The following is a 21,326-nucleotide window of genomic DNA, read 5'->3' on the forward strand; positions in this document are numbered from 1 at the left end:
AGGCACACCATGAGCCGGACCGCCCGGGTGGAGCGGATCACCAAGGAGACCAAGGTCCTGGTCGAGGTCGACCTCGACGGCGTCGGAGCGGCCGAGATCAGCACCGGGGTCGGCTTCTACGACCACATGTTGCACCAGATCGCCCGGCACGGCGGCTTCGACCTGACCGTGCGGACGGTGGGTGACCTGGAGATCGACGCCCACCACACGATGGAGGACACCGCGCTGGCGCTGGGCGCCGCGTTCGACCAGGCGCTGGGGGACAAGGCCGGCATCCGACGGTACGGCTCGGCCACCGTGCCCATGGACGAGGTGCTGGTCCGGGCCGCCGTCGACCTGTCCGGCCGGCCGTACGTCGTGCACGACGAGCCGCCGCTGGCGCCGTACATCGGACCGGTCTACCCGACCAGCATGACCCGGCACATCTGGGAGTCCTTCGGCCAGGCGGCCCGGATCACCCTGCACGTGGACGTGCTGCGGGCGGCCCGGCCGGGCGGTAATCCGGACGCCCACCACGTGGTGGAGGCGCAGTTCAAGGCGGTCTCCCGGGCGCTGCGGGAGGCCACCGCGCTGGACCCCCGCGCGGCCGGCGCGATTCCCAGCACCAAGGGCGCACTGTGACCGGCCCGGGCGTCGCTTCGTGGAGGTGGCGGCGATGAGCGGCGTACTGCCCACGTTGCTGCTGATCCTGGCCGGGGTGCTGGTCGGCGGGGCGCTGTCCCTGCACCGGCAGGGGGCGCCCCGGGGCGCGGTGGTCGTCACCGGGCTGCTCGCGCTGCTGGCCACGGCCGCCGGCGTGCTCTGGCTGCTGCCCGGGGAGGGATCGTGACGGCGCGGACCCTCGGCGAACCGGGTTCCCCGGCGGGCCGACGCCGGATCGTGGTGCTCGACTACGGCTCGGGCAACCTGCGCTCCGCCGAGCGGGCGCTGGCTGCCGCCGGGGCCGACGTGCTGGTCACCGGCGATCTCGCCGTCGCGGCCGACGCCGACGGTCTGGTGGTGCCCGGGGTGGGCGCGTTCGCCGCCTGCATGGCCGGCATCGAGGCGCTCGGCGCCGGTCCGGTGATCGCCGGGCGGGTCGCCGCCGGCCGACCGGTGCTGGGCATCTGCGTCGGCATGCAGATCCTCTTCGAGTCCGGCGACGAGCACGGCGTGGTCACCAAGGGACTGGGCCTGCTGCCGGGCAGCGTCACCCGGCTCGCCGCCGTCCGGCTGCCGCACATGGGCTGGAACACCGTGCAGGCGCCGGTGGGCTCGGTACTCTTCGCGGGCCTGCCCGCGGACAGCCGGTTCTACTTCGTCCACTCGTACGCCGTCGGGGACACCGCCGCGCTGGCCGCCGCCGGAGCCGGGGTGACCACGGCCCACCACGACTGCGATTTCGTCGCGGCGGTGGAGCGGGGACCGCTGTCGGCGGTCCAGTTCCACCCGGAGAAGTCCGCCGACACCGGCGCCGCGTTGCTGCGCAACTGGCTGAACACGGTGCCCGCCGGTGGCTGATCCGGTGGGCGACCCGCGCCGGAGGCCACGATGAGCAAGGAACGGGCCCAGCGCCGGGCGGTCCGTGAGGCGGAGGCTGCCCGTCGCCGGGTGCAGCGGGAACGTGCGGTGGCCCGGCGGACCCGACGCCGGGCGCTGGTCCGCCGGTTGGTGCCCACGGTGCGCCGTGGCCGCACCGGGCGACTGCCGAGGTACTCGCGGCGTGAACGTGCCACCATCGTGGCGCTGACGTTGGCGGCGATCACCCTCATCTGGGTGCTCGTGCCCGACCTGGCCCTGCGCCTGGTGCTGATCGTGCTGTTGCTGCTCGTACTGCCGGTGATCGTGGTGATCGCCCTGGACCGCCGTTGATGACGTGAGAGGGACAAGACACATGAGCCTCACCCTGTTGCCCGCCGTGGATGTCGCCGACGGCCAGGCCGTCCGGCTGGTGCAGGGCACCGCGGGCAGCGAGACCGCCTACGGCGACCCGCTGGACGCCGCCCTGGCGTGGCAGCGTGACGGCGCCGAGTGGATCCACCTGGTCGACCTCGACGCCGCGTTCGGTCGGGGTTCCAACGCCGGGCTGCTCGCCGAGGTGGTGCGCCGCCTGGACGTACGGGTGGAGCTGTCCGGCGGCATCCGCGACGACGAGTCGCTGCGGGCCGCGCTGGCCACCGGTGCCGCGCGGGTGAACATCGGCACCGCCGCCCTGGAGGACCCGCAGTGGTGCGACCGGATCTGCGGCGAGTTCGGCGACCGGGTGGCGATCGGGCTGGACGTGCGGGGCCGGACCCTGGCGGCGCGGGGGTGGACCCGCGACGGTGGTGACCTGTTCGAGGTACTGGAGCGGCTCGACAAGGCCGGGGCGTCGCGGTACGTGGTCACCGACATCACCAAGGACGGCACCATGCGCGGGCCGAACCTGGACCTGCTGCGCGAGGTCTGCGCCCGCACCGACGCCCCGGTGATCGCCTCCGGCGGCGTCTCCACCCTCGACGACCTGCGCGCGCTGGCCACGCTGGAGCCGATCGGCGTGGAGGGTGTGATCGCCGGCAAGGCGCTCTACGCGGGGGCGTTCACCGTGGCGCAGGCCCTGGCGGTCCTCGCCCGCCCCTGAGGCCGTCCGACGGCGTTGGAAAGGACACGTTCGTGAGCAGCAACCGTGAGATCCACCTGGCTTCCCGTCCGCAGGGCTGGCCCACCGGCGACAACTTCCGGCTGGTCACCACCGAGGTGCCGGTGCCCGGGCCGGGGCAGCTGGTCGTTCGCAACCAGTACATCTCGGTGGACCCGTACATGCGGGGGCGGATGAACGACGTGCGCTCCTACGTGCCGCCGTTCGCCCTCGACGCGCCGTTGGACGGCGGAGCGGTCGGCGAGGTGGTGGCCGGCGGGTCCGACGAGATCTCCCTGGGCGACACCGTGCTGCACGGCCTCGGCTGGCGGGAGTTCGCGCTGCTCGACGCGAAGGCGGCCCGGAAGGTCGATCCGGGTCTCGCGCCGCTGACCGCGTACCTCGGTGTGCTGGGGATGACCGGGTTGACCGCGTACGCGGGGCTGCTGGAGGTGGCCGCGATGAAGCCGGGCGAGACGGTCTTCGTCTCGGGTGCGGCCGGCGCGGTGGGCAGCGTGGTCGGCCAGATCGCCAAACTCAGGGGCGCCGGTCGGGTGGTCGGCAGCGCCGGCTCGGCGGCCAAGGTCGAGCGACTGCGCGCGCTCGGCTTCGACGCCGCCTTCGACTACCACGACGGCCCGGTCCGCGACCTGCTCCGGGCCGCCGCTCCCGGCGGGGTCGACGTCTACTTCGACAACGTCGGCGGCGAGCATCTGGAGGCGGCCATCTCGTCGATGAACCCGCACGGCCGCGCCGCGATCTGCGGCATGATCGCGCACTACAACGACACCGAGCCGCCGGCCGCGCCGCGCAACCTGGCACAGGTCATCGGCAAGCGGCTGACCCTGCGCGGCTTCCTGGTCAGCGACCACGGGCAGCTGCGGGAGCAGTTCGTGCGGGAGGTCTCCGGCTGGCTGCGCGAGGGCACCCTCAGCTACGACGAGACGATCGTCGACGGCCTGGAGAACGCCCCGGCGGCCTTCCTCGGCCTGCTGCGGGGAGAGAACCTCGGCAAGATGCTGGTGCGGGTGTGATTCACGGCGGTCGGCCCCGGTCGGGCCGGCCGCTGTCACCCGCGCAGCGATAGGCTCACGGCATGACGGTGGCGGTGCGGGTGATCCCCTGTCTCGACGTGGACGCGGGACGAGTGGTCAAGGGCGTCAACTTCCTGGACCTGCGGGACGCGGGCGACCCGGTCGAGCTGGCCGCCGCTTACGACCGGGCGGGCGCCGACGAGCTGACCTTCCTCGACGTCACCGCCTCCGCCAGCGATCGCGGCACGATGCTCGACGTGGTCCGGCGTACGGCGGAGTCGGTCTTCATCCCGCTGACCGTCGGCGGCGGTGTCCGCACGGTGGCGGACGTGGACGTCCTGCTGCGCGCCGGTGCCGACAAGGTCGGGGTGAACACGGCGGCGATCGCCCGGCCCGAGCTGGTCGCGGAGATCGCGGAGCGGTTCGGTCGGCAGGTGCTGGTGCTCTCGCTGGACGTTCGGCGGGCCCCGGCCGGCACCACCCCGAGCGGGTTCGAGGTGACCACGCACGGGGGTCGGCGCGGCACCGGGCTGGACGCCGTTTCGTGGGCGCGGCGCGGGGCCGAGCTGGGTGCCGGTGAGATCCTGCTCAACTCGATGGACGCGGACGGCACCAAGGCCGGCTTCGACCTCGAACTCATCGGCGCGGTGCGCCGGGTGGTCGACGTGCCGGTGGTGGCCAGCGGCGGCGCGGGCGAGGTGGCCCACTTTCCGCCGGCGATCGGTGCCGGCGCCGACGCGGTGCTCGCCGCGAGCGTCTTCCACTTCGGGGAGCTGACGGTCGGGCAGGTCAAGGATGTGCTGCGGGGCGCCGGTCACGCCGTGCGCTGACGCTCAGCCGCGGTCGGAGTAACCCTCGGGGGAGCGCCGGGGCATCGGGATGGACCGCACGATGTATTCCTGCACGGCAGCCGCGTGTTCGGCCTCGTCGAGGTGCCATTCCGCGGTGCCCGGCGCGGTCCGGCGGCTGAGCACTCCCTGCACGGTGTCGACGGTGGTGGCCAGTCCGGCGCTGGGTCGGGAACGCCAGAGGTGTTCTCCGTCGGGGGTGAGCCGGAACCATCCGTCGGTGACATCGACCAGGCCGGCACCGAGCAGCCGGCGGATCGCCTTCTCCACGTCGTGGCGCTCCGGGATGGTCTGGTCGAGGTGGTCGGCGGTGGAGAGCACGTCGGTGAGGCGCACCCCCTCGGGGCGCCGGGTGGTCGGGGACCGTCGGTGGCGTCCGGCGCCGCTGGCGATCACCAACGAGACGAAGATCCATGCGTCGGTGCGACGCCAGGCGTTGTCCCCCATGCGGAGATTCTGCCGGGCGATCCGGCTTGAAGAAAACACCGCCCACCGTACTGCCACTGTCGGTTACGAAACAACTTCACAGGGTTGACATGGGGTAGCCGGATCTGACGCGATGCGCTATGAGGGAGTGGCGCTGGGTGCCGGTCAGTTGGCCGGCGCCGCCTCGATCCGCTCCGGGGCTGGCGGGGCGGCCGGCTCGGGGACGTCGCAGTAGGGCAGGAACAGTTGGGCGAGCGGTCCGATGGTCAGCGCGTACGCGATCGTGCCGAGGCCGACCGTCCCGCCGAGCAGTGCGCCCACGGCCAGCACGCCGATCTCGATGACGGTGCGGACCAGTCGCAGCGACCGGCCGGGCCGGCGGGCGGCGAAGCCGGTCATCAGCCCGTCGCGGGGGCCGGGTCCGAGCCGGGCACCCAGGTAGAGGGCGGTGGCGGCGCCATTGCCGACGATCCCGGACACCAGCAGTACGACGCGTAGGGCGACCGGCCCACCGGGTGGCAGCAGGGCCAGGGTGGCGTCGACCGCCAGGCCGATGACCACCACGTTGGCCACGGTGCCGACGCCGGGGCGCTGCCGCAGTGGGATCCAGGTGAGCAGCACCAACGCCCCGACAGCGATCACCACGGTGCCCATGGTCAGGCCGGTCAGCCGGGACAGCCCCTGGTGGAACACGTCCCAGGGGTTCAGGCCGAGCCCGGAGCGGATCATCAGCGCCATGCTGAAGCCGTAGAGGAGGAGCCCGACGAACAGCTGCGTCAGTCGCCGGGCGGGCCGGTGCCGGAGGTTGCCAATCAGTGCCACGCATGCCACCCTGGGGGGCCAATTGGCGGTGGTACAGAGCCAATATCGGGGGAGTGGCCATGGCAAGTCAGCTTCGCGGGGTCCAATTGGCCCGGTTGCTCGGGCAGTGGCACGCCCTGCCCGGCCGGCGGCGCAGTCCCGACTACGCGGCGCTGGCCGGCGCCGTACGCGGTCTGCTCGCCGACGGGCGGCTGCCCCTGGGCGTACGCCTGCCCGCCGAGCGCGACCTCGCCGAGGCGCTGCGGATCAGCCGCACCACCGTCACCGCGGCCTACCGCGAGCTGCGTGACAGTGGGCACCTGGCCAGCCGGCGGGGTGCGGGCAGCTGGACGATGCTGCCCGGGACGCACCGGGTGGCACCCAACGGTCTGTGGATCCCGCTGGACGACCGGGACATGCTCGACCTCGGGGTGGCCGCGCTGGCCGCCCCGCCCGAACTGCTTCCGGCGGCCCGTGCCGCCGCCGAGGACCTGCCCCGCTACCTCGGCGGCGCCGGGTACCACCCGATCGGGATCATCGAGCTGCGGGAGGCGGTCGCCCAGCGCTACACCGAGCGGGGCCTGCCCACCTCGCCCGACCAGATCATGGTCACCAACGGCACGCAGCACGCTCTGGACCTGGTGCTGCGGCTGGCGCTCTCGCCGGGCGGCGGGGTTCTGGTCGAATCGCCCAGCTACCCCAACGCCCTCGCGGCACTCGCCGCCCGGCGGGCCCGGATCACCACCTACGGCCTGGCCGCCGACGCCACCGGGTGGGACGCGGACCTGCTGCTGGGCACGCTGCGGCAGGTGCGTCCGCGGGTCGGCTACCTGATTCCCGACTTCCAGAACCCGACGGGCCACCTGATGCCGACCGAGCTGCGCGAGCGGCTGGTGACCACCGCGCACGCCGTCGGCACCGACCTGGTGATCGACGAGTCCTTCGTCGACCTGCCGCTGGACGGAACCGAACTGCCGCCACCGACCGCCAGTTTCGACCGGCACTCCCGGGTGGTCAGCATCGGCGGGATGAGCAAGCCGTTCTGGGGCGGGCTGCGGATCGGCTGGATCCGGGCCTCCGCACCGCAGGTGCAGCGGCTGGCCGCCGCACGGGTGGGCGTCGACATGTCCAGCCCGGTGCTGGACCAGCTGGTCGCCGTGCACCTGCTGGACGTCGCGCCGGCCATCGTGGCCGCCCGGCGCGCGCAGCTGGCCATCCAGCGGGACGCGCTGCTCGGCGCGCTCGCCGCCCGGCTTCCGCAGTGGCGGGTCATCGTCCCCCGAGGTGGCGTGACGCTCTGGGCCGAGCTGGACGGGCCGATCTCCAGCGCGCTGGCGCGGGCGGCCGAGGAGGTCGGGGTACGCCTGGCGCCCGGCCCGCGGTTCGGCCTGGACGGCACGCTGGAACGCTTCCTGCGGCTGCCGTTCACGCTGCCGGCCGCCGACCTGGTGGAGGCGGTCGGCCGGATCGCCGCCGTCCGCTACGACCTGGACCGGACGGGTTCGCCCCGGTGGCGGGAACCCAGCGTCATCGCCTGACCCCGCCCCGCCGATCTAGGGCCAAATGTCGCTGAATGATCTCCAGCGAGGACGATGGTCCCTAGATCGGCGGGGGCGGGGCGGGGAACTGGTTGTCAGACCTCGGCGACGGTGCCCGCGTACATCTTGTCGATCTCGGCGGAGAAGTTGCTCTCCACCCCACGTCGCTTGATCTTCAGCGACGGGGTGATCTCGCCGTCCTCGATCGTCAGGTCACGCGGCAGGATGGTGACCTTCTTGATGGTCTCCCAGCGGTTCAACTTGCTGTTGAGCTGGGCGACGTACTCCTCGACCATGGCCTGGGCCTCCGGCGAGGCGACGATCTCGGTGTAGGAGCGGCCCTCCAGCGGGGTACCGGCGGCCCAGCCGACGATGGCGTCCGGGTCCAGCGTCACCAGCATCGTGCAGAAGTTGCGCGCCTGGCCGACGACCACGGCCTGCGAGGTGTACGGGCAGGTGGCCTTGAACATGCCCTCGATGTGCGACGGCGCGACGTACTTGCCGCCGGAGGTCTTGACCAGATCCTTCTTCCGGTCCGTGATACGCAGGTAGCCGTCGTCGTCGAGGGTGCCGATGTCGCCGGTGCGGAAGAAGCCGTCGTCGGTGAAGGCGGCGGCGGTCTCCTCGGGCAGGTTGTGGTACCCCCGCATCACCGGCCGGCCCTTGATCAGGATCTCGCCGTCGGTGTCGATGCGGCACTCCAGGTCGCCCATCGCCTTGCCGACGGTGCCGATACGCAGCCCGTCCGGCGGGTTGACGAAGTTGCCGGCGCTGCTCTCGGTCAGCCCGTAGCCCTCCGAGATCGGCAGGTTCGCCGCGGCGAAGAAGGTGGCGATCTCCGGGCTGAGCGGGGCGGCACCGGACACCAGCACCCGGATCCGGCCGCCGAGTCGGGCCTGCAGCTTGCTGAAGACCAGCTTCTCGGCCACCGTGTACTTGAGCTTCAGCCCGCCGGGGACCGGCTTGCCGGCCTGCTCCAGGGCGACCTTCTCCTTGCCGACGCCCACGGCCCAGGCGAAGATCTTCGCCTTCGCGCCGCCGGCGTCGCGCGCGGTGGTCACGGACTTGTTGTAGACCTTCTCGTAGACCCGGGGTGCGCCGCACATCAGCGTCGGACGGACCACCGAGAGCAACTCGACCAGCTTGTCGACCCGCCCGTCCACGTACGTCGGCAGGCCGACGTGGGTGGCGCCGCAGAGCAGCGTCTTGCCGAACGAGTGAGACAGCGGAAGCCAGAGGTACTGCAGGTCGTCGTCGCGTAGCAGCCCGACGTCCTCCTGCGCCACGCCCTCCCAGCACCAGCCGCCGTGCAGCAGCTCGACGCCCTTGGGCTTGCCAGTGGTGCCGGAGGTGTAGATCAGGGTCGCCAGGTGGTCCGGGCCGATGTCCGCGACCAGGCGGTCGACCAGCTCCGGGTCCTCGGCGAGCCGCTGGCTGCCCTGCTCCTCCAGTTGGGCGAGGGTCAGCTGGGGCACGGCCGCCGACGGGTCGGGGGCACCGTCGATGAGGACCACGTGGGTCAGCGCGGGCAGGTCGGCGCCGGCGATCTTGGCCGCCTGCTCCGGGTTCTCCGCGAAGAGCACCTTCGAGCCGGAGTCGGCGAGGATGTAGATGGCATCGGCCGGCTCGGTCGTCGGGTAGACCGTGGTGGTGGCGCCGCTGGCGCACATGATGCCGAAGTCGGCGATCACCCACTCGAGTCGGGTGTTCGCCAGGATTGCGACCGGATCCTCCTGGCCGACGCCCAGGCCGTGCAGGCCGGCGGCGACCGCCTTGGCCCGCTGGGCGACCTGTTCCCAGGTCAGCCATACCGGCCCGGCCGGGCCGGGGTGGGCGAAAGCGTGACGGTCGGGGGTTGCCGCCACACGCTTGAGGAACATGTCAGGAATGGAACGGTACGGTACATCGAGAGCCATCGCTGTAGCCGCCTTCGGGGGTGGAGGCGTGACGGTCGTCACGGTCGGTGTTCGTTACCGAAGGGTATTGCCTGCGCCGGGCATCGGCTAGTGCTGACGATCATCCGCGCTCCCGGTCCCGGCAGGTGGAACCGGTGTCTCACGTATAGCGCGCGGCTGCCTGCGACCAGTCGTAGGTGGCCCGGATCCAGTTGCGCCGGGTCTCCAGCGCCCGCCGCACCGCGACACCGTGGCTGGCCAGCAGGTGGTGCTCGGCGCTCAGGTACGCGTCGAGTCGGTCGTTGAACCGGTCGGCGGCGGTCCGCAACGCCAACGACTCGTCGCCGGTCTCCCGGGTCAGCACTGTGATCAGGTTGTGCGCGTCCGGCCCGCCCTGGTGCTCCTTGTCGTAGGAGAAGACGTCGTTGCACCAGCAGATCAGGTCGGCGGAGATCGACTCCAGCGCGGCCCAGCCGGGGTCGGCCCGGCGGGCGGTCGGCGGGGAACCGTTCAGCGCCAGGTCGGTCAGGGTGAGACTGGGGTACACGCCGCCGGTGTGCCGGCGCATCTGGACGTACTCGTCGACCGGAGGTACCCGCTCGTGTTCGCGGTTGGCCGCCTCCCAGAGCAGCGCGAGCAGGTACTGGCGCATCGCGGCGGTGAAGCGCAGCAGTACGGCCGGGCGTCGGCGGGCGCGGACCCGCCGGCACAGGTCGGCCAGTCCGAGCCCCAACGCCCCGGCGACGGCCGGCACCGGACCTGGTCCGCCCTGGCGGTCCAGCACGTCCAGCAGGGCGGCAACCGTCGGCGCGAGACTGGTCGGGTCGCTGCCCAGACCGTCCTCGTCGCAGGCGTCATCCATCACGAAGAGCCACGAGATCAGATCGGTCAGTAACCGCAGGCGGTCCAGTGGTGCCTGCGGGCACGCCCGACCGGCGAGCCCGGCGGCGTCGGCCCGCCGCAGTCGCTGCCCGTTACTGATCAGGCCCAGGTGCTGCGCCCAGTCCGTGCTCTCCCGGGACACCAGCTCCGTGCCGTCGTGCCGGGCACCGGAGAACGGGGGCTCTCGCAGGGCCGAGACCGCAAAGCTTCGCATCGCGCTCCCTGTCGCGCCGCCCCCCCACGAGGCGGCGCGGACAGCGTATGGGAGCACTGATGTTGGTCGGCCGATCAGGCGAGTAACGTTTCGGATTTCGCCGTGACCGCTTCCGCGCAGAGGGTTAGAAGCCCAGCTTGGCGCCGCGCAGCCGGTCCATCAGCTCCGGAGCTCCGTCGAGCTGCACCCGGGCGACCCGCTGCCGGCCGGACAGGAACAGGGCCAGCTCGCCCGGCGTACCGACCAGCCGTAGCGGCTCACCGCCGCGGCCCGTGACCACCTCGCCGTGCCCGGGCGCCTGCACGAGCAGGTGGGCGGGGAAGCGGCGCAGGGCCAGCCTGGCCAGCGCCGAGGTACGCCGCCACAGCGCCTTGTCCAGCCCGGTCGGCAACTCGCGCGGCCGCCAGCCCGCCTGGGCGCGGCGTACATCCTCGTGGTGGATGAAGAACTCCAACGTGTTGGTCAGCTCGTCGACCAGCGGGTTGCTCACCGGGCTCCAGACCGGTGGCTGCCGCACCTGGTCGAGCAGCCTGGACCAGTCGAGCGCGGCGATCTCGCGCCGGACCCGCTCGGCGTATCCGCGCAGCGGCGCGACGAGGATGCCCGCCCCGGCGTCCGGGCGTCGTTCCCGGACGACCAGGTGCGCGGCGAGATCACGGGTGGTCCAGCCCTCGTTGATGGTGGGGGCGTCCGGTCCCAGGGTGGACATCAGCTCGGTGAGCGCCTCGCGCTCCGATCGGGCGTACCGCGACATGGCAGTGATCGTAGGCCGGTGCGCCGCGGGTCGCCGTTCAGGTACGGCACCAGGCGGCCGGGCGCGCCCGGGGTGACGTCGGACATAGTGCCGTGGGTCGGCGGACCCGGCGCCCAGCGGTAAGGATGAGGGAGGATTATGGCGGCTTACGGCGGGGGAGAATGTGGCGAGCGGGACTAGTCGGGAGGTGCTCGGCCGCGGGCTGAGCGTCCTCGGGCGGGCCATCCGGGAACAGCCGAGGATCTTCGCGGTCGCGGTGTCCGGCAGCGTGCTGTTCGGCCTGATGGTGGTCGCCAGCGCGTTCGTGGTCGGCGGGGTGGTCGGCGACGTGGTGGTCCCTTCGGTCGAGACCGGCTCGGTGGGGCGGGGCGCGTTGGCTCTGGCCGCCGCGCTGCTGCTCGGGCTGAGCGTGATGCGGGTGGTCGGCATCGTCGGTCGACGGCTCGGCGCCGGCTACATGCAGTTCCGTCTCCAGGCCGCCTACCGCCGCCGGGTCACCCGCCGTTACCTGGAACTGCCGCTGTCCTGGCACCAGCGCAACGCCACCGGCACGCTGCTCTCCAACGCCAACTCCGACGTCGAGGCCGCCTGGAATCCGATCGCTCCGCTGCCCTTCGCGGTCGGCACGCTGGTGATGCTGGTCGGCGCGGTGGTGTCGCTGCTCGCCGTCGACTGGGCGCTGGCGCTGGTCGGGCTGGCCGTCTTCCCGGCGCTGTTCGCGCTGAACGTGGCGTACTCCCGCCGGATGGCGCCGCGCCAGGCGCGTGCGCAACGGCTGCGGGCCGAGGTCAGCGGCATCGCCCACGAGAGCTTCGACGGCGCGTTGGTGGTGAAGACGATGGGCCGGGAGGCCCAGGAGACGGCCCGTTTCGCGTCTCGCGCCGGCGAGTTGCGCGACGCGCTGATCTCCGTCGGCCGGCTGCGCGGCATCTTCGACCCGATGCTGGAGACGCTGCCCAGCCTCGGCACCCTCGCCGTGCTGGTGGTCGGCGCGTACCGCCTGCGCCAGGGTGCCATCGAGGTGTCCGATCTGGTCAGCGTTGCCTTCCTCTTCACCGTGCTGGCCTTCCCGGTCCGGGCCATCGGCTGGGTGCTGGCCGAGTTGCCGCGCAGCGTCGCCGGCTGGGACCGGGTCCGCCGGGTGCTCGACGCCACCGGCGAGATGCCGTACGGCGACACCCGGCTGGATCCGGCCGGCGGGCCCGCCACGCTCACCTTCACCGACGTCGGATTCGCCTACGAGCCGGCCGAGGCGCACCTGCCCGGTGCCGAGGTGCTCGGCGAGGTCACCTTCACCGTCGGAGCCGGGAAGATCGTCGCTCTGGTCGGGCCGACCGGTGCCGGCAAGTCCACCATCGCGACGCTGGCGGTTCGGCTGGTGGACCCGCGCTCCGGCACGGTCAGCCTCGACGGCGTGGACGTGCGCGAGCTGGCCGCGGACTCGCTGGCCGGCACCGCCGCGTTGGTGGCGCAGGTGCCGTTCGTCTTCGACGACACCGTCCGGGCGAATGTGTCGCTGGACCGTCCGGGCGTCGACGACGAGGCCGTCTGGGCCGCGTTGCGGCTGGCCGAGGCCGACGGGTTCGTCGCCGCGCTGCCCGACGGGCTGGACACCATGGTCGGCGAGCGGGGCACCTCGCTCTCCGGCGGTCAGCGGCAGCGGCTCACCCTCGCTCGGGCGCTGGCCGGGCGTCCCCGCCTGCTGGTGCTCGACGACGCGACCAGCGCGGTCGACCCCCGGGTGGAGGCCGCCATCCTGGCCGGGCTGCGCTCGTCCGCGACCGGTGGTCCGGCCGCGTCGATCCTGGTGGTGGCCTACCGCCGGGCGACCATCGCCCTCGCCGACGAGGTCATCTACCTGGAGCAGGGACGGGTGGTGGCCCGGGGCACCCATGCCACGCTGCTGGCCACCGTGCCCGGCTACACCGACCTGGTCACCGCCTACGAGCAGGCCGAGGTCGACCCCGAGCGGCAGCGCGCGTACGACGAGGTCACCCCGCTGACCTCCGCCCTGGAGGTGGACCGGTGAGCGCGAGGAACGCAGCGCAGCGGAGTCCCGCAGTCGCGAACGAAAGGCCGGTCCGGTGAGCGCGAGGAACGCAGCGCAGCGGAGTCCCGCAGTCGCGAACGAGAAGGCTGGACCGGTGAGCGTGAAGCTGACGACTGACGCGCCGGAGCCGGCCGAGTCGACCTGGCGGACGTTGCGCCGCGGCCTGTCGCTCTCCCCGGAGCTGCGGGTGGGGTTGGCGGCCACGCTGGGCCTGGCGCTGGTCTACATGGTCGGTCGGGTGGCGGTGCCGGTGGCGGTGCAGCAGGGCATCGACCGGGGTATCGCCGGCGGGCTCGACCTGGACGCGCTGTTCGTGGTGGTGGCGGTCACCGCCGGCGTGCTGGTGGTGACCACGCTCTGCGGCTACCTGATGATGCGCCGGCTGTTCACGGTCAGTGAGACGGCGCTGGCCGGGGTTCGGGTACGGGCCTTCCGGCACGTGCACGACCTGTCGATGCTGCACCAGCAGTCTGAACGGCGGGGCTCACTGGTCTCCCGGGTCACCAGCGACGTCGACCAGATCACCCAGTTCCTCCAGTGGGGCGGGGTGATCCTGCTGGTCAACCTCGGGCAGTTGGTCGTCACCACCGCCGTGATGCTGGCGTACTCCTGGCAGTTGACGCTGGTGGTCTTCGCCGCCTTCGTGCCGGCGGTCCTGGTGATCCGGGTGCTGCAACGTCGGCTGGCAGCGGCGTACGGGGTGGTTCGGCAGCGTACCGGCGCGCTGCTGGCGGCGGTCGGGGAGAGCGTGGTCGGTGCGCCGGTGATCCGGGCGTACGGCATCGCGGGGCGGACCTCCCGACGGCTGGACGAGGCGATCGACGGCCAGCGGCGGGCCCAGCAGAAGGCGATCCGGATCAGCATCTTCGGCAGCTCCGTCGGTGAGCTGGCCGCCGGGGTGGCGCTGGCCGGTGTGGTGGTGCTCGGGGTGTTCCTCGGCGCCGACCGGACGCTGAGCATCGGTGAGGTCACCGCGTTCCTCTTCCTGGTCACGCTCTTCATCCAGCCGGTGCAGATCGCCACGGAGGTGCTCAACGAGGCGCAGAACGCGATCGCGGGCTGGCGTCGGGTGCTGGACGTGCTGGATGTCGCCCCGGATGTGGCCGACCCGGGTCAGCAGGGCCGCGACCTGCCGACCGGTCCGCTGGACATCCGCTTCGCTCAGGTGCGTTTCGCCTATCCCGACTCCCCGACCGTCCTGCACGACGTGAGCCTGGAGATTCCCGCGAAGAGCCGGGTGGCCGTGGTCGGTGAGACGGGCAGTGGCAAGACCACCTTCGCCAAGCTGCTCACCCGGCTGATGGACCCGACGGCGGGGGCGGTGCTGCTGTCCGGGGTGCCGCTGACCGACGTCCGCTTCGACTCGCTGCGTTCCCGGGTGGTGATGGTCCCGCAGGACGGCTTCCTGTTCGACGCCACGGTCGCCGACAACGTCCGTTTCGCCCGTCCGGAGCTGACCGACGAGGAGCTCACCGCCGCCTTCACCGAGTTGGGCCTGGCCGACTGGCTGGACGGGTTGCCCGCCGGGTTGGCCACCGGCGTGGGGGAGCGTGGCGAGGCGTTGAGCGTGGGGGAGCGCCAGCTGGTCGCGTTGGCCCGCGCGTACGTGGCCGACCCGGATCTGCTGGTGCTGGACGAGGCGACCAGCGCCGTCGACCCGGCGACCGAGGTGCGGCTGCAGCGGACCCTGGACGCGGTGACCCGGGGCCGGACCACGCTGGCCATCGCGCACCGGCTCTCCACCGCGCAGGGCGCCGACGAGGTGATCGTGGTGGATCGGGGCCGGATCGTGCAGCGCGGCCCGCACGACGAGTTGATCCGTGACCCGGATTCGGTCTACGGACTGCTCTACGCCTCCTGGTTGGAGCAGACCCGGTAGACGAGGCCGAGCCGATGCCATACGCTCCGAGTTAGGTAAGCCTAACCAAAGGAGCGGTTCATGCGGCCCAGCCCTGCCGAGATCGTCCGGACCCTGGTCGCGGGCCGGTTGCCCGGCCTCGTCCAGCTGGCCTGCCGGCCCGGTCCGCACCACGTCCGCCACGTCACCGACCCCGACGGGCAGGTGCTGCTGCTGGTGCCGGTGGTCAGCGACCTCGCGGCGGCGTTCGGGGCGGTCGGCGACGGCCGCTCCGTCGCGGTGGTGCTCGACGTGCTCGACCTGCCGCCCGCCGCCGGGGTGCCCTCGCTCGGCCGTGCCCTGGTCTCGGGCTGGGTGCGCCGGTTGGACGGCGACGAGGCCCGCGCGGCGGCGGTGGACTTCGCCGCCGTGGAGCCCACCGGCGACCTGCTCGACGTCGGTACCCGGTTCCGGCTGTTCCGGTTCGAGGTGGCCGATGCCCGCTGGGAGCGCGCCGGTGTGCTCCGCCGGATCGATCCGGGGGCGTACGCGGAGGCCGAACCGGACCCGCTGCACCCGGTCGAGGCGGGGTTGCTCACCCACCTCAACGAGCACCACGCCGACCGGACGACCGACTACCTGTGCCGGCAGCTCGGTCTGACCGCCGACCACGCGCCCCGCGTCGAGCGGATCGACCGGTACGGCATGCTCGTGACGTTCGGGCGGCCCGGCGCCCGACGGCGCGCCCGGCTCGCTTTCGGGCGCCGGCTGGCCGACCGGGTCGACCTGACCCGGCTGCTGGACTCGGTGCTCAGCGGGGCAGCTCGCCGGTGAGATAGCGCTGGACGGTCGGGCCGACCGCGGCGACCAGGGTCTCCGGCGGGGCGGAGGCGACCGGCTCCAGGCGGATCACGTGTCGCATCATGCCGAGCCCGATCAGCTGGGTGGCCACCAGCGACCCGCGCAGCGGCAGCTCCGCCGGGTCGACGTCGAGCTGGTCGAGGACCCGCCGCAGTACCTGGGTGGTCAGGAACTCGCGCAGCAGCCGGGCCGTCCACTCGTTGCTCACCGCCGAGCGCAGCAGCGCCACTCCGGCGGTGCCGGCCGGTGAGTCCCACACCCCGAGGAAGGTGCGGACCAGCCGTTCGCCGAGACCGTCCCGGTCGCCGGCGAGCACCTTCGGCAGCAGTTCCCGGGGGTCGATCGGCGCCTGCATGGCGGCCAGGAAGAGCTGGTCCTTGCTGCCGAAGTAGTGGTGCACCAGGGCCGGATCCACCTCGGCGGAGGCGGCGATGGCCCGGATGGTGCTGGCGTCGAAGCCGCGTTCCGCGAAGGCGGTCCGGGCCGCGTCGAGGATCGCCTCCCGCGTCCCGGGTTTGCCAGGTCGCCGCCCGGTCCGCCGTACCATCGTCCCCCCTCGCTCCGTCCGGCGCGATGTGCCCTCGGCCGGGCCACCGACGCCGACCGGGCCTGCGTCAGCCGCTGCGCCGACGCAGGGTGGCCGCGGCGAGCACCAGCGCCAGCACCGCCGCGCCCGCGACGACCGCCGCGTCGCGCCACATCGTGCCGGTCGGTTCGGCGTGCGCGCCGACCTCCTGGAGGGCCTCGACGGCGTACGACAGCGGCAGCAGGTCGCTGATCACCTGCAACCACCCGGCCATCTCGTCGCGTGGCACGAACAGTCCGCAGAGCAGCAGCTGCGGGGCGACCACGACCGGCATGAACTGTACGGCCTGGAACTCGGTGCGGGCGAAGGCGCTGCAGAGCAGCCCGAGCGCGACCGCGAGCACCGCGTTCAGCACGGCGATCATGATTACCAGGCCGGCGCTCCCGGCGGTGTCCAGGTCGAAGATCCAGTACGCCACGGCCGAGGCGACGGTGGCCTGCACCGCGCCGGCCAGCCCGAAGGCGATGCCGTAGCCGAAGAGCAGGTCGGTCTTGCCCAGCGGGGTGGTGAGCAGCCGCTCCAGCGTGCCGGTGGTCCGTTCGCGGAGCATGGCGATGCTGGTCACCAGGAACATGATGATGAACGGGAAGAAGCCGAGCATCACCAGTGCGATCCGGTCGAAGGTGGCCGGCTGCCCGGGCGGGGTGGGCTGGTCGGCGTACATGTAGTAGACCAGGGTGAGCAGCACGGTGGGCACGACCACCAGCAGTGCCACGGTCCGTCGGTCGTGGCGCAGCTGCCGCAGGATGCGGACCACGGTGGAGGAGAGAATTCGTGGGTTCATGACGCCTCCCCGGCCCGGCCGGCCTCGCTCGCCCGGATCAGTCGTAGGAACGCCTCGTCGAGATCGTCCACCCCCGTGGTGGACCGGATCCCGTCGGGCGTGTCGTCGGCGATCAGCCGCCCCTCGCGGATGAGCAGCAGCCGGTCGCAGCGGGCCGCCTCGTCCATCACGTGGCTCGACACCAGCAGCGTCGTCCCGGTGGCGGCCAACGCGTGGAAGCGGGACCAGAGGTCGGCCCGCAGCACCGGATCCTGGCCGACGGTGGGCTCGTCGAGCACGATCAGCTCCGGCTCGCCGACCAGCGCGCAGGCCAGCGACGCCCGGCTGCGTTGCCCGCCGGACAGGGTGCCCACCAACTGACCCGCCGCTGCCGCCAGCCCGACGTCGGTCACCGCCCGGTCGGCCTCGGCCCGGCCGCGCCCGTGCAGGGCGGCGAAGTAGCGGGCGTTCTCCCGTACCGTCAGGTCGGCGTAGACGCTCGGCGCCTGCGTCAGGTAGCCGACCCGGTGGCGCAGCTGGCTCGAGCCGGCCGGGGCGCCCAGCACGGTTACCGTGCCGGCGGTGATCACCTGAACCCCGACGACCGCGCGCATCAGGGTGGTCTTGCCGCTGCCGCTCGGTCCGAGCAGCCCGGTGACCGAGCCGCGCGGGACCGCCGCGTCGATCCCGTCCAACACCCGCCGTCCGCCCCGGTCCACGACCAGTCCGCGGAGGGCGATCGCGTCGTCCATCGCCGGCCTCCATAACTCATCCTCTGTTGAAATCAACGGTAGTTGAAATCCGGCCGCCGGAGCAAGGCCCACGGGGTCGCGCGTGGTGGTCTGATGCTGGGAACCTGGATGGATGGACATCGGTACGCGGGAGGTGACCTTCACCGTCGGCGAGGCGGCCCGGCAGGTCGGCCTGAGCACCTACACGCTGCGCTGGTACGAGCAGGAGGGGTTGGTCGCGCCGGTGGGCCGGGACTCGGCCGGACGGCGTCGCTACACTCCGCAGGACGTCAACTGGCTGCTGCTGCTCACCCGGCTGCGCCGGACCGGGATGCCGGTGCGCGACATGCGTCGCTACGTCGAGTTGGCTCGGCAGGGTGACGGCACGCTCGCGGCCCGGCGCGCGCTGTTCGAGGAGCACCGGGTGCGGGTGTTGGAGCAGATGGCCGAGTTGGAGGAGGACCTCAAGGTGCTCGACTTCAAGATCGACCACTACCGCCGGGCGGAGTTGGGCGAGTTCGACTGACGTCGGTTGCCAAGTGGGGATGAAACAGCCGGCAGGGCGGTAACCCCGTTATCACGGTCAACAGGTGACGTACCGGACAGCGGGTCCGTCATCGGGCATTGCGCCCCGAACGGACGTGCGGCACGATGGCGTAGTGGATCACGCTCCGTCACCGGACAGTGGGTTTTTCGAGGCCTGGGCCGCGCGGCTGAGGGCCACCGCCGACCGGCCCGTGGTGGGCATCCTGCTGCGCGGCAGCCACGCCCGGCAGGCCGCCACCGCACACAGCGACGTCGACGTCGACGTGCTGGTCGGCGGCGCACCGTACGCCGCCCGCCGGGCGTACTTCGCGGAGCACTCCGGCCGGCTGACCCACGTGTCGGTCGCGGCCCGGGACATCCGGTCCTGGGTGGACCGGCTGGGCGAGCCGGCCGACTGGGCGTTCGGGCTGCCGGTGACGGCCCCCGCCCGGCTGCTCTGGGCGGACCCGCACTGGCGCAACCGGATCGACCTTCCGGTGCTCTGCCAGCCGGCGGACGAGCCGCGGCTGGAGGAGCTGATCGCCACCCTCGGCAAGGTGGCCTCGGCCCGGGACGCCGAGGATCCGCTGGGCGCCCGGCTGGCCGCCGCCGACCTGGCCCGGCTCTGCCCGTCGGTGCTGCGGCTGGCGAACCCGTCGGTGCGGGTGGTCTCCCGCCGTTCGGCCTTCGCCGCCGCGCTCGACCTGCCGGTGGCGCCGGCCGGTTACCGCAAGGACATGCTGCGCTGCCTGGGCCTGCGGCCCGGCTCGATCGGCCAGCTGTGGGCGGCCGCGGCCCGCCTGGTCACCGGCACCCTGCCGCTGATCCGCCGCTACGCCGCCGAGGTGGCCGCAGCGGCCGGTCCGGATCTCGCCGACGCCCTGCTCGACGGTCGCCTGGACCGCTACGTGACCCAGCTGGGCCGGCCGGCCGGTGGTCCGCCGACCGACAACCGGGAGCCCGCTCAGGTTCCCGCGCCGCGTACCGGACAATGGGTCACTGTGTCCGTACCTGACGAGCCGGTGACCGGCGACCACCCCGACCAGCCCGCGCCGCCGGACCGGCCCTCGCGGCTCGACCCGGCGATCGTCGCCCGGCTGCGGCGCACCCCCGACGGCCTGGTGGCCGCCGTGGTCCGTCAGCACGACAGCGGCGAGGTGCTGATGGTGGCCTGGATGGACGACGAGGCCCTGCACCGCACCCTGACCACCGGCCGGGCGACCTACTGGTCGCGCAGCCGGGGCGAGTACTGGGTCAAGGGCGCCACCTCCGGCCACCACCAGTACGTCCGCTCGGTGGCGCTCGACTGCGACGGCGACGCGGTACTGGTCAGCGTCGACCAGGTGGGTGCCGCCTGCCACACCGGGCAGCGCACCTGCTTCTTCACCGAACTCCCGGTCACCGGTGAGGTGACCTCGTGACCGACGCGAGGGTGAGCCCGGACGCGGCCACCTTCACCGAACTGGCCGCGCGCTGGCGGGTGGTGCCGGTCACCCGGCGTCTGCTCGCCGACGCGGAGACCCCGGTCGGTGTCTACCGCAAGCTCGCTGGCGGCCCCGGCACCTTCCTGCTTGAGTCCGCCGAGCAGGGGGTGGGCTCGGCAGGGCTGAGCTGGGCCCGGTACTCCTTCGTCGGGGTACGCAGCAGCGCCACGCTGATCGAGCGCGACGGCTCGGCGGCCTGGCTCGGTGACCCGCCCGCCGGACTGCCCACCACCGGTGATCCGGTCGAGGCGCTGCGCGCGACGGTGACCGCGCTGGCCGGCCCGCCCGGCGAACCGGGCGGCGGGATGCCGCCGCTGACCGGGGGCATGGTCGGCTACCTCGGTTACGACCTGATCCGCCGGTTCGAGCGGCTGCCCGCGCTCACCGAGGACGACCTGCGCCTGCCCGAGCTGGGCATGATGCTCGCCACCGACCTGGTCGTGCTGGACCACTTCGACGGCTCGGCGATCCTGGTGGCCAACGCGATCCTGCCGCCGTGCGACGAGCCCGGCCGCGAGGAGCACGTAGCCGCCGCGTACCACCACGCGGTGGGTCGGTTGGACGCGATGACCACGGCGCTGTCGCGGCCCATCCCACCGATGGTGGCCACGGTCGCCCGCCCGCCGGCCGGCGAGGTGCGTAGCCGCACCCCCGAGGGTGGGTACCCGAAGGCGGTCGAGGCGGCGAAGGAGGCGATCCGGGCCGGCGAGTGCTTCCAGATCGTGCTCGCCCAGCGCTTCGAACGCGACACCGACGCCGACCCGCTGGACGTCTACCGGGTGCTGCGCACCACCAACCCCAGCCCCTACATGTACCTGCTGCGCTTCGACGACTTCGACATCGTCGGTTCGTCTCCCGAGGCGCACCTGAAGGTGACCGGGGAGGTGGACGGTGAGCGACGGGCGCTGCTGCACCCGATCGCCGGTACCCGCCCGCGCGGCGCGACCCCGCAGGCCGACGCCCGGCTCGCCGCCGAGCTGCTCACCGACCCGAAGGAGCGCGCCGAGCACGTGATGCTGGTCGACCTGGGCCGCAACGACCTGGGCCGGGTCTGCCGGCCGGGCACCGTCCAGGTGCCGGAGTTCGCGATGATCGAGCGGTACAGCCACGTCATGCACATCGTCTCCACGGTGGTCGGGGTGCTGCGCGCGGACCGGACGGCCTTCGACGCGCTCGCCGCCACCTTCCCGGCGGGTACCCTCTCCGGCGCGCCGAAGGTACGCGCCATGGAGATCATCGAGGAGTTGGAGCCGGTCCGTCGAGGGCTCTACGGGGGCACGGTCGGCTACTTCGGCTTCGGAGGCGATCTCGACATGGCCATCGCGATCCGGACCGCGCTGATCCGGGCCGGTCGGGCCTACGTGCAGGCCGGTGCCGGCGTGGTGGCCGACTCCGACCCGGCGGCGGAGGAACAGGAGACCCGGAGCAAGGCCGCAGCGGTGCTCGCGGCCATCGCCGCCGCCGAAACCCTCCGGTTGGCTCGGTGAGCGCGAGGAATGTA

General features: G+C 72.7%; 22 protein-coding genes and 1 pseudogene. 15 read left to right on the plus strand and 8 right to left on the minus strand.

Translation table 11 applies throughout. From position 1 onward, the window contains the following. Window positions 1-9 precede the first annotated feature (9 nt). From hisB to hisF, 7 genes are all read left to right on the plus strand, one after another. Window positions 10-621 carry an imidazoleglycerol-phosphate dehydratase HisB gene (hisB, locus tag BMY89_RS24460; RefSeq protein WP_092382403.1) on the plus strand — a complete coding sequence of 204 codons (612 nt, stop codon included), beginning with the start codon at window positions 10-12 and terminating at the stop codon, window positions 619-621. Between the two features lie 34 nt (window positions 622-655). Continuing rightward, entirely contained in the window at window positions 656-829 is a 174-nt protein-coding gene (locus BMY89_RS30560; protein ID WP_170147688.1) for a hypothetical protein, read from the plus strand. Next, on the plus strand, window positions 826-1,500 hold the full coding sequence (hisH, locus tag BMY89_RS24470; protein ID WP_232521528.1) for an imidazole glycerol phosphate synthase subunit HisH: 675 nt from the start codon (window positions 826-828) through the stop codon (window positions 1,498-1,500). Before BMY89_RS30560 ends, hisH begins: the two co-directional genes overlap by 4 nt. A 30-nt stretch (window positions 1,501-1,530) precedes the next feature. Then, window positions 1,531-1,851, plus strand: a complete 321-nt coding sequence (locus tag BMY89_RS24475) for a hypothetical protein (RefSeq protein WP_092382405.1) — start codon at window positions 1,531-1,533, stop codon at window positions 1,849-1,851. A 22-nt stretch (window positions 1,852-1,873) separates the two neighbouring features. Next, entirely contained in the window at window positions 1,874-2,599 is a 726-nt protein-coding gene (gene priA, locus BMY89_RS24480) for a bifunctional 1-(5-phosphoribosyl)-5-((5-phosphoribosylamino)methylideneamino)imidazole-4-carboxamide isomerase/phosphoribosylanthranilate isomerase PriA (RefSeq protein ID WP_092382406.1), read from the plus strand. Window positions 2,600-2,631: 32 nt separating this feature from the next. After that, window positions 2,632-3,630, plus strand: a complete 999-nt coding sequence (locus BMY89_RS24485) for an NADP-dependent oxidoreductase (RefSeq protein ID WP_092382407.1) — start codon at window positions 2,632-2,634, stop codon at window positions 3,628-3,630. A gap of 62 nt (window positions 3,631-3,692) precedes the next feature. Next, on the plus strand, window positions 3,693-4,460 hold the full coding sequence (gene hisF, locus BMY89_RS24490; protein ID WP_092382408.1) for an imidazole glycerol phosphate synthase subunit HisF: 768 nt from the start codon (window positions 3,693-3,695) through the stop codon (window positions 4,458-4,460). 3 nt (window positions 4,461-4,463) lie between these two features. Here hisF and BMY89_RS24495 read toward each other — a convergent pair whose 3' ends face one another. Beyond that, on the minus strand, window positions 4,464-4,925 hold the full coding sequence (locus tag BMY89_RS24495; RefSeq protein WP_092382409.1) for a hypothetical protein: 462 nt from the start codon (window positions 4,923-4,925) through the stop codon (window positions 4,464-4,466). A 144-nt stretch (window positions 4,926-5,069) separates the two neighbouring features. Then, complete coding sequence (gene yczE / locus BMY89_RS24500) at window positions 5,070-5,726, minus strand: membrane protein YczE (RefSeq protein ID WP_092382410.1); 657 nt, start codon at window positions 5,724-5,726, stop codon at window positions 5,070-5,072. A 59-nt stretch (window positions 5,727-5,785) separates the two neighbouring features. Here yczE and yczR point away from each other — a divergent pair, with 59 nt between their 5' ends. Beyond that, window positions 5,786-7,243: a MocR-like transcription factor YczR gene (gene yczR / locus BMY89_RS24505; protein WP_092382411.1), complete on the plus strand. Its 1,458-nt coding sequence runs from the start codon at window positions 5,786-5,788 to the stop codon at window positions 7,241-7,243. 95 nt (window positions 7,244-7,338) lie between these two features. Here yczR and BMY89_RS24510 read toward each other — a convergent pair whose 3' ends face one another. The 3 genes from BMY89_RS24510 to BMY89_RS24520 all read right to left on the minus strand — a co-directional run bounded on the left by BMY89_RS24510 (window position 7,339) and on the right by BMY89_RS24520 (window position 10,988). After that, window positions 7,339-9,159, minus strand: coding sequence for an AMP-dependent synthetase/ligase (locus BMY89_RS24510; RefSeq protein WP_092382412.1), 1,821 nt, complete (start codon window positions 9,157-9,159; stop codon window positions 7,339-7,341). A gap of 139 nt (window positions 9,160-9,298) precedes the next feature. Continuing rightward, a complete protein-coding gene (locus BMY89_RS24515; RefSeq protein ID WP_092382413.1) occupies window positions 9,299-10,234 on the minus strand; it encodes a terpene synthase family protein in 936 nt (311 codons plus the stop codon). Window positions 10,235-10,358: 124 nt separating this feature from the next. Then, window positions 10,359-10,988, minus strand: coding sequence for a TIGR03085 family metal-binding protein (locus tag BMY89_RS24520; protein ID WP_092382414.1), 630 nt, complete (start codon window positions 10,986-10,988; stop codon window positions 10,359-10,361). Between the two features lie 163 nt (window positions 10,989-11,151). Here BMY89_RS24520 and BMY89_RS24525 point away from each other — a divergent pair, with 163 nt between their 5' ends. The 3 genes from BMY89_RS24525 to BMY89_RS24535 all read left to right on the plus strand — a co-directional run bounded on the left by BMY89_RS24525 (window position 11,152) and on the right by BMY89_RS24535 (window position 15,709). Continuing rightward, window positions 11,152-13,017 (plus strand): ABC transporter ATP-binding protein, encoded by a 1,866-nt coding sequence (locus tag BMY89_RS24525; RefSeq protein WP_092382415.1) that lies wholly within the window; start codon window positions 11,152-11,154, stop codon window positions 13,015-13,017. Window positions 13,018-13,138: 121 nt separating this feature from the next. Next, window positions 13,139-14,917, plus strand: a complete 1,779-nt coding sequence (locus tag BMY89_RS24530) for an ABC transporter ATP-binding protein (RefSeq protein WP_372433295.1) — start codon at window positions 13,139-13,141, stop codon at window positions 14,915-14,917. A 60-nt stretch (window positions 14,918-14,977) separates the two neighbouring features. Next, window positions 14,978-15,709 carry a DUF2470 domain-containing protein gene (locus BMY89_RS24535; RefSeq protein ID WP_092382416.1) on the plus strand — a complete coding sequence of 244 codons (732 nt, stop codon included), beginning with the start codon at window positions 14,978-14,980 and terminating at the stop codon, window positions 15,707-15,709. On the opposite strand, the gene BMY89_RS24540 is transcribed toward BMY89_RS24535, so the two are convergent. From BMY89_RS24540 to BMY89_RS24550, 3 genes are all read right to left on the minus strand, one after another. Next, a complete protein-coding gene (locus tag BMY89_RS24540; protein ID WP_092382417.1) occupies window positions 15,687-16,283 on the minus strand; it encodes a TetR/AcrR family transcriptional regulator in 597 nt (198 codons plus the stop codon). The two genes, BMY89_RS24535 and BMY89_RS24540, sit on opposite strands and share 23 nt — an antisense overlap. Before the next feature lie 67 nt (window positions 16,284-16,350). Further along, the gene (locus tag BMY89_RS24545; protein WP_092382418.1) at window positions 16,351-17,106 is read right to left on the minus strand and encodes an ABC transporter permease; all 756 of its coding nucleotides are present in this window, start codon (window positions 17,104-17,106) and stop codon (window positions 16,351-16,353) included. Next, window positions 17,103-17,837, minus strand: a complete 735-nt coding sequence (locus BMY89_RS24550) for an ABC transporter ATP-binding protein (protein ID WP_092382419.1) — start codon at window positions 17,835-17,837, stop codon at window positions 17,103-17,105. Before BMY89_RS24550 ends, BMY89_RS24545 begins: the two co-directional genes overlap by 4 nt. 112 nt (window positions 17,838-17,949) lie before the next feature. Between BMY89_RS24550 and BMY89_RS24555 the strand changes: the two genes are divergently transcribed. From BMY89_RS24555 to BMY89_RS24565, 4 genes and pseudogenes are all read left to right on the plus strand, one after another. Further along, complete coding sequence (locus BMY89_RS24555; protein WP_092382420.1) at window positions 17,950-18,342, plus strand: MerR family transcriptional regulator; 393 nt, start codon at window positions 17,950-17,952, stop codon at window positions 18,340-18,342. A 496-nt stretch (window positions 18,343-18,838) separates the two neighbouring features. Then, a pseudogene (locus tag BMY89_RS31105) lies at window positions 18,839-19,159 on the plus strand (phosphoribosyl-AMP cyclohydrolase); the annotation flags it as partial. 183 nt (window positions 19,160-19,342) lie between these two features. Beyond that, window positions 19,343-19,762, plus strand: coding sequence for a phosphoribosyl-AMP cyclohydrolase (gene hisI / locus BMY89_RS31110; RefSeq protein WP_092382449.1), 420 nt, complete (start codon window positions 19,343-19,345; stop codon window positions 19,760-19,762). Then, window positions 19,759-21,312, plus strand: coding sequence for an anthranilate synthase component I (locus tag BMY89_RS24565; RefSeq protein ID WP_092382421.1), 1,554 nt, complete (start codon window positions 19,759-19,761; stop codon window positions 21,310-21,312). Before hisI ends, BMY89_RS24565 begins: the two co-directional genes overlap by 4 nt. Window positions 21,313-21,326: the final 14 nt, after the last annotated feature.

The sequence above is a fragment of the Micromonospora phaseoli genome (assembly GCF_900109115.1).
Classification (GTDB): domain Bacteria; phylum Actinomycetota; class Actinomycetes; order Mycobacteriales; family Micromonosporaceae; genus Micromonospora; species Micromonospora phaseoli.

What these genes read in the sequence shown, in the direction of transcription:
- hisB (WP_092382403.1), top strand. Translation starts at nt 10, where the DNA reads ATGAGCCGGACCGCCCGGGTGGAGCGGATCACCAAGGAGACCAAGGTC.
- BMY89_RS30560 (WP_170147688.1), top strand. Translation starts at nt 656, where the DNA reads ATGAGCGGCGTACTGCCCACGTTGCTGCTGATCCTGGCCGGGGTGCTG.
- BMY89_RS24475 (WP_092382405.1), top strand. Translation starts at nt 1,531, where the DNA reads ATGAGCAAGGAACGGGCCCAGCGCCGGGCGGTCCGTGAGGCGGAGGCT.
- priA (WP_092382406.1), top strand. Translation starts at nt 1,874, where the DNA reads ATGAGCCTCACCCTGTTGCCCGCCGTGGATGTCGCCGACGGCCAGGCC.
- hisF (WP_092382408.1), top strand. Translation starts at nt 3,693, where the DNA reads ATGACGGTGGCGGTGCGGGTGATCCCCTGTCTCGACGTGGACGCGGGA.
- BMY89_RS24495 (WP_092382409.1), bottom strand. Translation starts at nt 4,925, where the DNA reads ATGGGGGACAACGCCTGGCGTCGCACCGACGCATGGATCTTCGTCTCG.
- yczR (WP_092382411.1), top strand. Translation starts at nt 5,786, where the DNA reads ATGGCAAGTCAGCTTCGCGGGGTCCAATTGGCCCGGTTGCTCGGGCAG.
- BMY89_RS24510 (WP_092382412.1), bottom strand. Translation starts at nt 9,159, where the DNA reads ATGGCTCTCGATGTACCGTACCGTTCCATTCCTGACATGTTCCTCAAG.
- BMY89_RS24515 (WP_092382413.1), bottom strand. Translation starts at nt 10,234, where the DNA reads ATGCGAAGCTTTGCGGTCTCGGCCCTGCGAGAGCCCCCGTTCTCCGGT.
- BMY89_RS24520 (WP_092382414.1), bottom strand. Translation starts at nt 10,988, where the DNA reads ATGTCGCGGTACGCCCGATCGGAGCGCGAGGCGCTCACCGAGCTGATG.
- BMY89_RS24535 (WP_092382416.1), top strand. Translation starts at nt 14,978, where the DNA reads ATGCGGCCCAGCCCTGCCGAGATCGTCCGGACCCTGGTCGCGGGCCGG.
- BMY89_RS24540 (WP_092382417.1), bottom strand. Translation starts at nt 16,283, where the DNA reads ATGGTACGGCGGACCGGGCGGCGACCTGGCAAACCCGGGACGCGGGAG.
- BMY89_RS24545 (WP_092382418.1), bottom strand. Translation starts at nt 17,106, where the DNA reads ATGAACCCACGAATTCTCTCCTCCACCGTGGTCCGCATCCTGCGGCAG.
- BMY89_RS24550 (WP_092382419.1), bottom strand. Translation starts at nt 17,837, where the DNA reads ATGGACGACGCGATCGCCCTCCGCGGACTGGTCGTGGACCGGGGCGGA.
- BMY89_RS24555 (WP_092382420.1), top strand. Translation starts at nt 17,950, where the DNA reads ATGGACATCGGTACGCGGGAGGTGACCTTCACCGTCGGCGAGGCGGCC.